This is a genomic window from Kitasatospora sp. NPDC001540, assembly GCF_042894345.1.
GTDB classification, from domain to species: domain Bacteria; phylum Actinomycetota; class Actinomycetes; order Streptomycetales; family Streptomycetaceae; genus Kitasatospora; species Kitasatospora phosalacinea_C.
In genome coordinates this window covers 301713-314183 of the sequence record NZ_JBIAVO010000002.1, presented here as the reverse complement: position 1 = coordinate 314183, position 12471 = coordinate 301713, and the positions used below count along the sequence as shown (strand labels likewise).

Below are 12471 nucleotides of genomic sequence, written 5' to 3'. Positions count from 1 at the left end.
GCCGGAGAACGGGACGGGAGACGGGCCGGGGGACGCCGAAAGCCCGACGGACTCCCCGTCCGTCGGGTCGTGGCAGCGGGCGGCGGAGGCCGCCCGGGCCGGTGCGCGGGGCCGCCGGAGCGGCTGCGCCCGGCCCCGGGTCAGCCCCGGCTGCCGAAGAGGCTCCGCTTGAGGCGACGCAGCGGGGCCATCAGGGAGACCCGGGCACTGCGGCGCGGAGCCGCGGCCGGGGTGGCGGCGCCGGGGCCGCGGGGAGTGAGTTCCCTTATCAGGCCGAGCGCTTCTGCCGTGTCCACCGTCGGGAGCGCGGGCGCGCCGAGGACGGCCAGGTGTCGGTCGATCCGGCGGCCGGTCGTGCCGACACCGCACTGGATCGCGGGCACCCGGGGCCGCGGTCGCACTTGCATCTGTTCCATCTGTTTCCCACCCCTACGAGGCGCCAGGGCCGTGAGGCGAAGACTATCCGGCTATGACGGCCTTCACACAACCGTCCTGGTGTTCTGCCACCGTATCGTGCGAACGGAACTGACGCTTCACCAGGGCTCGGTGGTCTCGGTCACGACTACGCATCGGTTGATGGTGCACCATCCGGGCGCTGACCGGTCGTCAGTCCCCGCGGCGGTCGGGGGCGTTGCCGGGGCGCACCGGTGGCGGCGGGCGCGCCGGGCGCGCGGGCGGCCGGCCGGAGCGCGGCGGCCGCCCTCGGCGCACCCCCGATTGTGAGACTTGATGTCAGCAACGGAGCGGGGACCGGGCCGGACCGCGCCCCGCGCACGCCACTCCCGCAGACATGACACCTTGAGTTCAGAAATTGAACACGCGCGAGGGATTGACGCGGCCGAAACCTCCAAGCAATATCTGTATCGACACGGGATAGCGGGGATCACCCACCCATCCCCGGTCGGGTGATTTCAAGTATGAACAGATCACCCGACCATCCCGTTATACTTCCGACACCACGGTGAGTCACTGTCAGGCCGTCTCGACGCTGCGGCGGCCCGACTCCGATGTGGTGGACGGACCGGCGGTCGATCGTTGAGGGTCGGTCGGACCGCCAACCGGACTGCCGGTGCCGCCGCTGGTACGGCGCGGCACCGGCGGTCGCGTTTCCCCGCCGTCCGCGACACCCCGGTCCACCCCGACCACCTGCGCCCGGGGTGCCGCGGTCCGGCCGGACGACCGCCCTCCCCTCCTCCGCACGCCTCCGCTCCCAGGGAGTGCCCAGGCCCGCTCGGTAGAGTGTCCTCACCGGGCGCCCAGCCGTCAGCCCCCATCCCTTCGCGGAGTGAACGCACGTGCCACCCCTGCTCAGCATCGTCCTCCCCGTTCACGGCGTGGAGCGCTTCCTGCCGCAGTGCCTCGGCTCGCTGCGGGCCGACGGGGCCGCCCCCGGCGAGGTCGAACTGATCGCGGTGGACGACCGCTCCCCCGACGGCTGCGGCGCCCTGCTCGACGCGCACGCCGCCACCGACCCGCGGATGCGGGTGCTGCACCTGCCCGAGAACCGGGGCCTCGGCGGCGCCCGCACGGCCGGGCTGGCCGAGGCCACCGGCACCTACGTCTGGTTCGTCGACAGCGACGACTGGCTGCCCGAGGGCACCGTCGACGCCGTGCTGGCCGAGCTGCGCGCCGAGACGGCCCGCGAGGTGCCCGCCGACGTGCTGCTCACCGACTTCACGCACGTCTACCACGACGGCGGCACCGAGCCGAACCCGTGGCGCAAGGTGCTGGCCGGCTCCCCGCTGGTCTCCGGCTGCACCGCCGCCGAGCACCCGGCGCTGTTCAACTCGGTCCTCGCGGTGTGGAACAAGGTGATCCGCCGCGACTACCTGCTCGGCCTGGACGTGCACTTCGGCCGCGGCCACTACGAGGACATCTCGGTCACCTACCCGGCGCTGCTGGCCGCCGACCGGCTGCTCTACCTCGACCGCCCCTGCTACAACTACCGGCGCGGCCGCCCCGGCGCGATCACCGCCACCGCCTCCGCCAAGCACGCCGACGCCTTCGCCCAGTACGACGCGATCTTCGCCTTCCTGGACCGCAACGAGCGCGCGAACCGGCTGCGCACCCTGGTCTTCGACCGCACCGTCAAGCAGGCCCTCACCCTCTACGACACCCCCGGGCTCGTCCCGGTCGAGCTGCGCCCGGAGTTCTTCGCCCGGATCGCCGCCCACTTCGCCGAGCACCGCCCGGCCGGCTACCAGTACCCGTCCGGCGTGCGCGGCGTGCAGTACCGGCTGGCCGCCCGCGGCTCCCGGCGCGCCTACGCCGAGCTGCGCCGCGGCGGGCGGCTGCCCGGCGCGGTCAGGCGCGGGACGAAGGCGGTCGCGCCCGGCGTGAAGAAGGCCGTCCGCAGCGGGGCCCGGTTCACCGCGTACAACGCCTTCAAGCGGCTGCCGATCGACGAGAACCTGGCGGTGTACGCGGCGTACTGGCACCGCGGGTACGCCTGCAACCCGGCGGCGATCTACGCCAAGGCCAGGGAACTGGCCCCGCAGGTGCGCGGGGTGTGGGTGGTGGAGAACGCCGAGCGGGCCGCCACGCTGCCCGCCGGGGTGCCGTACGTGATCGTCAACACGCCCGCGTACCTGAAGGTGATGGCCACCGCCAAGTACTTCGTCAACAACGTCAACTTCCCGCACACCATGACCAAGCGGACCGGCACCGTGCACGTGCAGACCCAGCACGGCACGCCGCTGAAGGCGATGGGCATGGACCTGGTGGACCGGCCGCTGGCCGCGGACGGGATGGACTTCGAGCGGCTGCGCGAGGTGGTCGGGCGCTGGGACTACCTGGTCTCGCCGAACCCGCACACCAGCGAGCACTTCGCCCGCGCCTTCCCCGGCACCTACCAGATCCTCGACACCGGCTACCCGCGCAACGACCGCCTCGCCCTGGCCACCCTGGAGGAGTGCGTGGACGCCCGCCGCGCCCTGGGCATCGCCGACGGGCAGCGCACCGTGCTGTACGCGCCGACCCACCGCGAGTCCCGCGGCGGCTACCTGCCGCTGCTGGACCTGCCCGCGCTGGCCGCGCGGCTCGGCCCCGGCTGGACGGTCATGGTGCGCACCCACTACTTCCACGACGGCGGCGCGGGCGACCTGACCGCCGCCCCCGGCGCGGCGACCCTGCTGGACGTCTCCGACCACCCCGTCGTCGAGGACCTCTACCTGGCCGCGGACGTCCTGGTCACCGACTACTCCTCGATGATGTTCGACTACGCGGTGCTGGACCGTCCGATCGCCGTGTACGCCCCCGACTGGGAGGAGTACCAGGAGGTCCGCGGCGTCTACTTCGACCTGATGAAGGAGCCGCCCGGCGCGGTCACCACCGAGCAGGACGCGCTGGTCGAGGCGCTGCTCGCGGGCGACCCGGAGCCGGAGGCCCGGCAGCGCTTCCGGGAGCGGTTCTGCCCCTGGGACGACGGACGGGCCGCCGAACGGGTGGTCAGCCGGATCTTCCCGGTCCGGGCCTGACCCGCCGCCGTCTCAGCATGCGAGAGGCGATCCGTCCGCCAGGCGGGCGTGACAAGGATCGCAGCCCCGCGACGGCGGCGGATGTGGACGGACCTCGGGGTGCATGTCGTAGTCTGCGATCCGTTGCCCAGTGGTCCGGCCCAGTCCGAGCCGCGCGCCTCGCCCCTCGGGGGCGGGACCCCGGCCGGGGACGTCCCCCGGCCGGAACCGTTCATTCGGCCAGGGAGGGCCACACCGTGATCGACCTCGTCACCAAGCTCGTGCTCAAGCCGCTCGCGAAGGCCCTGTACCGGCCGACGATCGAGGGCCTGGAGAACGTGCCGCGCAAGGGCGGGGTGATCCTGGCGAGCAACCACCTGTCGTTCGTCGACAGCGTGGTGATCCCGCTGGCCGCGCCGCGCCAGGTGTTCTTCCTGGCCAAGGCCGAGTACTTCACCGGCACCGGCTTCAAGGGCGCGGTCTCCCGGTTCTTCTTCACCCACGTGATCAACGCCGTCCCGGTGGAGCGCGGCAGCGTCCGGGCCGCCACCGCCTCGCTGGACGAGGGCCTGGAGATCCTGAACTCCGGCCGGGCCTTCGGCATCTACCCCGAGGGCACCCGCTCGCTGGACGGCCGCCTGTACCGCGGCAAGACCGGCGTGGCCTGGCTGGCGCTGACCGCGGGCGTCCCGGTGGTGCCGGTGGCGCTGGAGGGCCCGCAGCACATCCTGCCGGTCGGCAAGCGGATCCCCCGGCTGCGGAAGATCAGCGTGAAGTTCGGCGAGCCGCTGCGCTTCGACGAGCTGCACGGCCAGGCCCGCTCGGCCAAGGCCCGCCGCCAGGTCACCGACGAGGTGATGGCCGCGATCCAGGCGCTCTCCGGCCAGGAGTCGGCCGAGCAGTACAACGAGGCGCCCAAGGCCGCCTGACGCCCCGTCAGCCGTTCGGGTCCCGTTCCCCGGCGCCGGGAACAACCGCGCGGGCCCGCCGGTTCGGGATCTCCGTGGGCGCCCCTCCCGGCGCCCGCGACACGGACCCGACAGGCTACGGAGCGCATCCATGAAGATCGGCATCATCGGAGCGGGCAACATCGGCGGCAACCTGACCCGCCGCCTCACCGCCCTCGGCCACCAGGTCGCGGTGGCCAACTCGCGCGGCCCCGAGACGCTGGCCGAGCTGGCCGCGGAGACCGGCGCGACCCCCGTCCCGGCCGCCGAGGCCGCGAACGGCGCGGAGCTGGTCGTGGTGACCGTCCCGCTGAAGAACGTCCCCGCCCTGCCCAAGGACCTGCTCGCGGGCGCGGCCGAGGGTTTCGTCCTGATCGACACCAACAACTACTACCCGCAGCAGCGGGACGGCCGGATCGACGCCATCGAGGACGGCGGCCTGACCGAGAGCCGCTGGGTCGAGCAGCAGCTCGGCCACCCGGTGGTCAAGGCCTTCAACGGCACCTACGCCCAGGACCTGCTGGACGCCCCGCGCCCGGCGGGCGACCCCGAGCGGATCGCCCTCCCGGTCGCGGGCGACGACCCGGCCGCCAAGCAGCTGGTGCGCGAGCTGATCGACGCCCTCGGCTTCGACACCGTCGACGCGGGCGGCATCGACGACTCCTGGCGCCAGCAGCCCGACACCCCCGTCTACGGCCTGCGGGCCGGCGTCGAGGCGGTCACCGAGGCGCTGGCGAAGGCCTCCCCGGAGCGCCCGGCCGCTTTCCGGGGCTGAACCGCCGCCCGCCGCACCGTCCGCCGCACCGTCCCGCCCCGCCGCCCGGCGCCGTCCTCAGTAGCCGACGGCCTCCCGCAGCAGCAGGACGGTGCCGCGGGCGAAGCGGGGCGGGGCGTGCAGCACCAGGAGCTGGTTGACGGCGCTGGGCTGCCCGTACGCGGCCTCGGTGCGGGCGCTCTCCAGCGGGAGGGCGTGCTCGTGGACGCGGCGCAGCGCGGCGGGCAGGTCGGGGACGAGCTTCTGGGCGCCGACCACCCAGATGGCGTGGCCCGCGCCGCCGCCGTGGGCGGGCAGTTGGCTGCCGGAGCCGGAGGCGAGGACGAGGGCGCCGGTCTCGACGAGGGCGTTGACGCTGCCGAGGACGACGTCGGGGGCGGCGAGCAGGCGGCGCAGTGCGTCGGCCTCGCGCTCCCGGTCCATGGCCAGCAGCCGGGGCCTGACCGCGCCGGGGCGGGCGTCGACGTCCTCCTCGATGCCGGAGAGCCGGAGCGTCTCGCTGGCGGTGGTGAGCACGCTCGCCCCGTCGGGGAGCAGGGCGCGGACCCGCTCGCGGGCGGCCTCCGCGCCGTCCAGGACCTCGACGGCGAAGCCGTGCGCGGCGAGCGCGGCGGCGGCCCGCTGGAGCCGGTCCTCGGTGGCGGGGGCGGTGGGGTCGGGACGGGCGCTGCCGGGGGCGGTGCCGCCGAGCGGGGCGGTGTCCAGGTAGCGGATCTCGTAGACCCGTTCGGTGAACCGCCAGCCGTCCGGGGTGCGCCGGTAACGGTCGTGGTAGAGGGCGTGGTTGACGCCCTGCCGACCGTCGCGCAGCCGGAACAGCTCGTACATGTGGGCCCGTCCGGTGGCGGTGTCGCCGTCGATCCGGACGGTGCCGGGATGGGTGTTCTGCACGAAGAACTCCCACTGCTCCTGGAGCTTCTCGCCCCCGGCCCGGATCTGCTCGGGGCCGGTCAGCTCGATCGGGACGTCGGGCATCCGCAGCACCCCGTCGGGGGTGAACAGGGCGGCGAGCCGGGGGCGGTCGCGCATCATCACCGCGTCGGTGAACTCGGCCTGCAGGGCCTGGATCTCGACCCGGTCCGCGACCGGCTGGAAGGTGTCCATCGCTCTTCTCCGTCCGTCTGGTGCCGCTCTTCCGGCTCCTGCCGGTACGACGAAACGGCCCGCCGAAGTGTGAGGTGCGGGGCGGATGTCACATTCCGGGGCGCTGTCCGGTCTTCTGCTGCGACGGATGCGACGGGACCGGTGGCGAGGAGGCGCGTGGTGGAGGACGGCGTGGACGGACGGCGGGACGAGGCGCTGCGCGCGGTGGCGGCCGAGCGGCGGCAGTTGACCAACGTGGCCTACCGGCTGCTGGGTTCACTGGCCGACGCCGAGGACGTGGTGCAGGAGGCGTACGCCCGCTGGTACGCGATGGCGCCGCGGCGGCGGGCCGAGGTGGCGGCGCCGGGCGGCTGGCTGACCACGGTGGTCGGGCGGATCTGCCTGGACCTGCTGGGCTCGGCCCGGGTGCGGCGGGAGCGGTACGTGGGCGAGTGGCTGCCCGAACCGGTGCCGGGGGACGGCGCGGGGCGGGGCCCGGACGGGGACCCGGCGGACCGGATCACCCTGGACGAGTCGGTGCACATGGCGTTCCTGGTGGTGCTGGAGTCGATGACCCCGGCCGAGCGGGTCGCCTTCGTGCTGCACGACGTGTTCGGCTACCCGTTCCCCGAGGTGGCGGAGGTGGTGGGCCGTTCGGCGGCGGCCTGCCGCCAGTTGGCCGCCTCGGGGCGCCGCCGGGTGCGCGAGGCGCGGCCCGCGGTCGCCCCGGCCCGGGGGCAGGGCGCGCTGGTGCGGGAGTTCAAGCGGGCCTGGGAGGCGAAGGACGTCCGCTCGCTGGTCGCCCTGCTGGACCCGGACGCGACCGTGGTCGCGGACGGCGGCGGCCTGGTCGGCGCGCTGCTGGAGCCGCTGGCGGGCGGGGAGCGGATCGCCCGCGCGCTGGCCTCGTTCACCGGCGGGCCAGCCGGGACGGTGCTGCTGGAGTGCCCGGTCAACGGCCTGCCGGGGCTGGTCGCGCAGCTGGACGGGGTCACCGAGAGCGTGTTCGCCTTCCACGCCGCCGGGGGCCGGATCACCCACGTCTGGGTGGTGCGCAACCCGGAGAAGCTCCGGCCCTGGCAGTGAGCCCCGCCCCGGTCCCGTCCTGCCCTGTCCTGCCCCGCCCTGGTTCCCGGCGTTCAGGCCGCGGGCACCGGCGCCTCGCGGCCCAGCAGCGCGGCGTAGCGGCCCCCGCGGGCCACCAGCTCGTCGTGGGTGCCGAGTTCGGCGATCTCGCCGCGGTCCAGGACGGCGATCTGGTCGGCGCCTTGGACGGTGGAGAGCCGGTGCGCGATGGTGAGGGTGGTGCGGCCCGCGGCGAGCGCGTCCAGGGCCTGCTGGACGGCGTGCTCGGTCTGGTTGTCGAGGGCGCTGGTGGCCTCGTCCAGGACCAGGATCGGCGGGTTGCGCAGGACGGTGCGGGCGATCGCCAGGCGCTGCTTCTCACCGCCGGAGAAGCGGTAGCCGCGCTCGCCGACCATGGTGTCGTAGCCGTCGGGCAGGGCGGCGACCATGTCGTGGATCTGGGCGGCCTTCGCGGCCGCGACCAGTTCGGCGTCGGTGGCGTCGGGCTTGGCGAAGCGCAGGTTGTCGGCGACCGAGGCGTGGAACAGGTAGGTCTCCTGGGAGACCACGCCGACCGCCCGGGCCAGCGTCTCGAAGGACAGCTCGCGCACGTCCACCCCGTCGATCAGCACCCGGCCGCCGGTGGCGTCGTACAGCCGCGGCACCAGGTAGGACAGCGTGGACTTGCCGGAGCCGGTCTCGCCGACCAGGGCGAGCGAGCCGCCCGCCGGGACGGTCAGGTCGATGCCGGACAGGGTGGGGCGGTCCTGGTCGGGGCGGTAGCGGAACTCGACGCCCTCGAAGCGGACGTCGCCGCGGACGTGCTCCAGGTGGACGGGGTGCTCCGGCTCGTCGATCTCCACCGGCAGGTCGAGGTACTCGAAGATCCGCTGGAACAGGGCGAGCGAGGTCTGCACGTCCACGCCGGTGGAGAGCAGGCCGACGGTCGGCCGGAACAGGCCCTGCTGGAGCGAGACGAACGCGACCAGGGTGCCCAGCGAGACGATCGGCGCCCCGGCGGCGGAGGTCAGGCCCGCCGCCCAGTAGATCAGCGCGGGCATCGCCGCCATCACGATCCCGATCGTGGACATCCGCCAGCGCCCGGCCATGCTGGAGCGCACCTCCAGGGCGGCCAGTTCGTCCGAGCGGTGGGCGAACTCGCGGGTCAGCGAGCCGGAGCGGCCCATGGTGCGGCCGAGCAGGATGCCGCTGACCGACAGCGACTCCTGGACGGCGGAGGAGAGTTCGGCGAGTTGGCGCTGCCGCTCGCCGGTGATCTTCTTCCGCTCCCGGCCGACCCGGCGGCTGATCCACACGAACACCGGGAGCAGCAGCAGCGAGACGATCGTCAGCCGCCAGTCGAGCGCGACCATCGCGACCACGCTGGCGACCACCGCGGTCAGGTTCGACACCAGGGAGGTCGCGGTGCCGGTGACGGTGGCCTGCATGCCGCCGATGTCGTTGGCGATCCTGGACTGCACCTCGCCGGTGCGGGTGCGGGTGAAGAACGCCAGCGACATCCGCTGCAGGTGCCGGTAGACGGAGGTCCGCAGGTCGTGCATGACGCGCTGGCCCACGGTGGTGGAGATCAGCGTCTGCAGCACGTTCAGCACGCTGGTGACCACGGCGGCGGCGATCATCCCCAGCGCGAGCAGGCTCAGCAGCCCCGTCCGCCCCTGCGGTATCGCGGTGTCCAGCACCGCCCGCAGCAGGAACGGCGTCACCACCGAGACGACGGCCGACGCCCCCACCAGCAGCCCCACCACCCCCAGCCGCCCCGCGTACGGCCGGAACAGCCGCAGGATCCGCCGCACCTGCGCGGGCTGCTTGCCCTCCCCCTCGGGCGGGGCCCAGTCGATCCGGTTCAACTGCACGGGGACCTCCCGGGGTCGGTGGGCGCGATGACGCGCCGAGCTTAGCGAGCCTTGCTCACCATTAGCAAACCTAAGCTTCTGAACATTCCGCGGGGACGGGAAACCAGGGGCGCGAGGAGAACCGCCTCGCCGACAGAAGCACAACCAGGGGCGCGGGGAACTGCGCGGCCAAGCGAGCACGCACAGCCGGATCGCGACGCAGGACACGAACTTGCACTATCTCGCGACCTTGCTGACGTGCGACTCCCGCTGCGCGCAGTTCCCCGCGCCCCTGGCGGTGCGCTTCCCGGCGGTGCGCTTCCCGGTTCGCGCTTCCTGGCTTCGCGCTGCCCGCTCAGGGCTTGCGGTAGTCGCGTCCCGCCGTGTTGGAGAGCTTGCCGAGTCCGCCCGGCGGCAGGAGCCTCGCTGCGGCGACGGCCGCCTTGTAGCGCTTGCTGGGGACGCAGAGCGGGCGGTTGCGGGCGAGGTCGCGCAGGGAGTCGTCGACGACGCGGTCGGCGGTGAGCCAGCCCCAGGCGGGGATGGAGGAGGTGCCCATGCCGGCCCGCTGGTGGAACTCGGTGCGGGTGAAGCCGGGGCACAGGGCCTGCAGGCGGACGCCGCTGCCGGCCAGGTCGCGGGCGATGCCGAGGGTGAAGTTGACCACCCAGGCCTTGGTCGCGCCGTAGGTGCCGCGGGGCAGGAACGCCGCGACGGAGGCGACGTTGACGATCGCGCCGAAGCCGCGCTCCCGCATCCCGGGAACGGCCGCGGTGGTGAGCCGCAGCACGGCTTCGACGTGCACCTTGAGCATGTCGAGCTCGTCCTGCACGGGGACGTCCAGGTAGGTGCCGCGGTGGCCGAAGCCCGCGTTGTTGACCAGCAGGTCGACGGGGCGGGCGGGGTCGCGCAGCCGGTCCTCGACGGTCTCGATGCCGGCCTCGGTGGCGAGGTCGGCGGTGAGCGTCTCGACCCGGACGCCGTAGCGGCCGGAGAGTTCGGCCGCGGCGGCGGCGAGGCGTTCGGTGTCGCGGGCGACCAGCACCAGGTCGCGGCCGTCGCGGGCGAGGCGGTTCGCGTAGGCGGCGCCGATGCCGGCGGTGGCGCCGGTGATGAGAGCGGTGGTCATGGACCCGACCGTACCGGGCGGTAGTCCGGTGCCGCATCGACCGACCGGACCACGGACGCCTCGGCCCTTCGGGCGACCCGCGGGACGCCGACGGCGCGCCCCGCACCGGCGTTCTTCGGATCACCCTACGGTTTCGGGCAGCACCGCCGTCCCACGCGGTGCCCATCCCTTCCAGGAGAACCGATGCCCGTCCAGTTCCACCCGCGCTCCATAGAAGTCGCACCGCCGGTCCGTCCCCGCCCCTCGCGGCACTGACGGCCCGGCACCGCTTCCGCACGCCCGGGCCCGCCCCTCCCCACGGGGCCGGGCCCGACGCGCGTCCGGGGCCGGGGCGGACCGGGCGGCCCGGTCACTCCACCTGGTCCGCCCGGTCCGCCCGGGCCCGCTGGTCGGCCAGGCCGCCCGCGCCGACCGGGTTCAGGCGGCTGGCGGCGGTGGCCTTCAGCTCGGGGGCGAGCCGGGCCACGTCGCGGGAGCCGACCGCGGCGATCAGACCGGGCAGGAAGCCGCGGACCGACTGCATGCCGCGCAGCCAGGCCTGGGCGTAGACGTGCGCGGAGCGGCGGGCCAGGCCCGCCACCAGGCGGTCGACGGCCGGGCCGATCGGGTAGGTCTTGTTGGCGGGCCAGGGCAGCTTGGCCCGCATCTGCCGCAGCACGGCGTCCTGGTCGGCGCCGCGCACCATGTCGGTGTCGGTCCAACTCAGGTACCCGACACCGACCTTGACGCCCTGGTGGGCGACCTCGGCGCGCAGCGCGTGGGCGAAGGACTCGACGCCCGCCTTGGAGGCGCAGTACGCGGACATCAGCGGGGCGGGGGTCAGCGCGGCCAGCGAGGCGATCTGCAGCAGGTAGCCGCGGCTCTCGGCGAGCGCGGGCAGGAAGGCCCGGGCGGTGGCGACGGAGCCGAGCAGGTTGACCTCGACCACCCGGGTCCAGGCCCGGTGGTCGCTGTCCTGCAGCGGGCCGCCGAGCGCGATGCCCGCGTTGGCGACGACGGCGTCGATCCGCCCGTACCGGTCCTTGATCCGGTTCGCGGTCTCGGTGAGCGCGTCCAGGTCGGTGACGTCGGCCTCCCAGGCGGAGGCGTGCTCGCCGCACCGGGCGGCCACCGCCTTGAGCTCGGCGGGCTCCAGGCCGACCAGGGCGACCTTGGCGCCGCGTTCGGAGAGCTTCTGGGCCATCAGGGCGCCCAGGCCGCGGGCGGCCCCGGTGATGACGACGACCTGCGAGGACAGCGGCGGGGTCATGCGGTCTCCTCAAGGGGCGTGGCGGCCGGGGCGGCGATCCGGCGGATCTCGGCGGCGACCTCGGCGGGGCGTTCGACGGGGCTCATGTGGCCGGTGCCGGGCAGTTCGAGCAGGCCGCGCGGGTCGGCGAGGGCGGTGGCGATCCGGCGGGCGTGGACGGGCGGGGTGAGCCGGTCGCGGCTGCCCGCGACGACGGCGGTGGGGGCGGTGATCCGGGCCAGTCCGTCCTGCACGTCGAGGGTCTCCAGGACGCCCGCCCAGTGGAAGCGGACCTTCGCCGGGCAGGCGTGCACCACCTGCGCGCAGGCCTCGACCCGGTCGGGGGGCGTGGCCGGGCCCATGGTGGCGTACTTGAGGGCGGCCCGGCTGAGCGCCGTGACGGGGCCCAGCGGCAGCCGGGAGCGCAGGATCTGCCGGTGCAGGAAGCGCCGCAGGCCCTTGCCGCGGACGGCGGGCGGCAGCACGGCCAGTTCGGCGATCAGCGCGCCGGGGCCGGTGTTGACCAGCAGGTTGGCGGCCGTGCGGTCGGCGACGCCGGGCCGGTCGCCGGCCGCCATGATCGTCATGCCGCCCATGCTGTGCCCGACGACGACGGCGCGCCGCCCGGCGGGGACGGTCGCCGCCAGCACCGCCTCCAGGTCGTCGGCGAGCTTCTCGGTGGAGTAGCCGTCGGCGGTGGCGGGGGCGGGGCTGCGGCCGTGGCCGCGCTGGTCGTAGGCGACGACCCGGAAGTCGGCGACCAGCCGGTTGACCACCGGCGCCCAGAACGCGGTGGAGCACGTCCAGCCGTGGGCGAGCACGACCAGCGGGGCGCCCGCGGGGCCGTACTCCTCGACGTTCAGCGCGGCGCCGTCGGCGGAGCGGACGGTGTGCACGGCCGCCGGGTCGGGCAGCACGCAGTCGGCGGGGATGCGG

Annotated in this window: 9 protein-coding genes and 1 pseudogene; 4 read left to right on the top strand and 6 right to left on the bottom strand. The window is 74.4% G+C overall.

Annotated elements, in window-relative coordinates:
- Positions 1 to 140: 140 nt before the first annotated feature.
- Positions 141 to 416, bottom strand: a complete 276-nt coding sequence (locus tag ACFY00_RS04345; RefSeq protein WP_285732585.1) for a hypothetical protein — start codon at positions 414 to 416, stop codon at positions 141 to 143.
- 879 nt (positions 417 to 1295) lie between these two features.
- Here ACFY00_RS04345 and ACFY00_RS04340 point away from each other — a divergent pair.
- The 3 genes and pseudogenes from ACFY00_RS04340 to ACFY00_RS04330 form a co-directional block, all read left to right on the top strand.
- The gene (locus tag ACFY00_RS04340) at positions 1296 to 3476 is read left to right on the top strand and encodes a CDP-glycerol glycerophosphotransferase family protein (protein WP_388027031.1); all 2181 of its coding nucleotides are present in this window, start codon (positions 1296 to 1298) and stop codon (positions 3474 to 3476) included.
- A gap of 236 nt (positions 3477 to 3712) precedes the next feature.
- Positions 3713 to 4384: a lysophospholipid acyltransferase family protein gene (locus tag ACFY00_RS04335; RefSeq protein ID WP_388027030.1), complete on the top strand. Its 672-nt coding sequence runs from the start codon at positions 3713 to 3715 to the stop codon at positions 4382 to 4384.
- Between the two features lie 124 nt (positions 4385 to 4508).
- A pseudogene (locus tag ACFY00_RS04330) lies at positions 4509 to 5177 on the top strand (NADPH-dependent F420 reductase); the annotation flags it as partial.
- Positions 5178 to 5234: 57 nt separating this feature from the next.
- Here ACFY00_RS04330 and ACFY00_RS04325 read toward each other — a convergent pair.
- Complete coding sequence (locus ACFY00_RS04325; protein WP_388027029.1) at positions 5235 to 6281, bottom strand: nuclear transport factor 2 family protein; 1047 nt, start codon at positions 6279 to 6281, stop codon at positions 5235 to 5237.
- A 156-nt stretch (positions 6282 to 6437) separates the two neighbouring features.
- Here ACFY00_RS04325 and sigJ point away from each other — a divergent pair, with 156 nt between their 5' ends.
- Positions 6438 to 7346 (top strand): RNA polymerase sigma factor SigJ, encoded by a 909-nt coding sequence (sigJ, locus tag ACFY00_RS04320; protein ID WP_388027027.1) that lies wholly within the window; start codon positions 6438 to 6440, stop codon positions 7344 to 7346.
- 53 nt (positions 7347 to 7399) lie between these two features.
- Here sigJ and ACFY00_RS04315 read toward each other — a convergent pair whose 3' ends face one another.
- The 4 genes from ACFY00_RS04315 to ACFY00_RS04300 all read right to left on the bottom strand — a co-directional run bounded on the left by ACFY00_RS04315 (position 7400) and on the right by ACFY00_RS04300 (position 12452).
- A complete protein-coding gene (locus tag ACFY00_RS04315; RefSeq protein WP_388027025.1) occupies positions 7400 to 9199 on the bottom strand; it encodes an ABC transporter ATP-binding protein in 1800 nt (599 codons plus the stop codon).
- A gap of 334 nt (positions 9200 to 9533) precedes the next feature.
- Positions 9534 to 10307 carry an SDR family NAD(P)-dependent oxidoreductase gene (locus ACFY00_RS04310; protein ID WP_388027023.1) on the bottom strand — a complete coding sequence of 258 codons (774 nt, stop codon included), beginning with the start codon at positions 10305 to 10307 and terminating at the stop codon, positions 9534 to 9536.
- Positions 10308 to 10656: 349 nt separating this feature from the next.
- Positions 10657 to 11556 carry an SDR family oxidoreductase gene (locus ACFY00_RS04305; protein WP_388027021.1) on the bottom strand — a complete coding sequence of 300 codons (900 nt, stop codon included), beginning with the start codon at positions 11554 to 11556 and terminating at the stop codon, positions 10657 to 10659.
- On the bottom strand, positions 11553 to 12452 hold the full coding sequence (locus ACFY00_RS04300; protein ID WP_388027363.1) for an alpha/beta fold hydrolase: 900 nt from the start codon (positions 12450 to 12452) through the stop codon (positions 11553 to 11555). Before ACFY00_RS04300 ends, ACFY00_RS04305 begins: the two co-directional genes overlap by 4 nt.
- Between the last annotated feature and the right edge of the window lie 19 nt (positions 12453 to 12471).

Excerpts from the sequence above, each read along its gene's own strand:
- ACFY00_RS04310 (WP_388027023.1), bottom strand. The coding sequence starts at position 10,307 with ATGACCACCGCTCTCATCACCGGCGCCACCGCCGGCATCGGCGCCGCC.
- ACFY00_RS04305 (WP_388027021.1), bottom strand. The coding sequence starts at position 11,556 with ATGACCCCGCCGCTGTCCTCGCAGGTCGTCGTCATCACCGGGGCCGCC.
- ACFY00_RS04345 (WP_285732585.1), bottom strand. The coding sequence starts at position 416 with ATGGAACAGATGCAAGTGCGACCGCGGCCCCGGGTGCCCGCGATCCAG.
- ACFY00_RS04325 (WP_388027029.1), bottom strand. The coding sequence starts at position 6,281 with ATGGACACCTTCCAGCCGGTCGCGGACCGGGTCGAGATCCAGGCCCTG.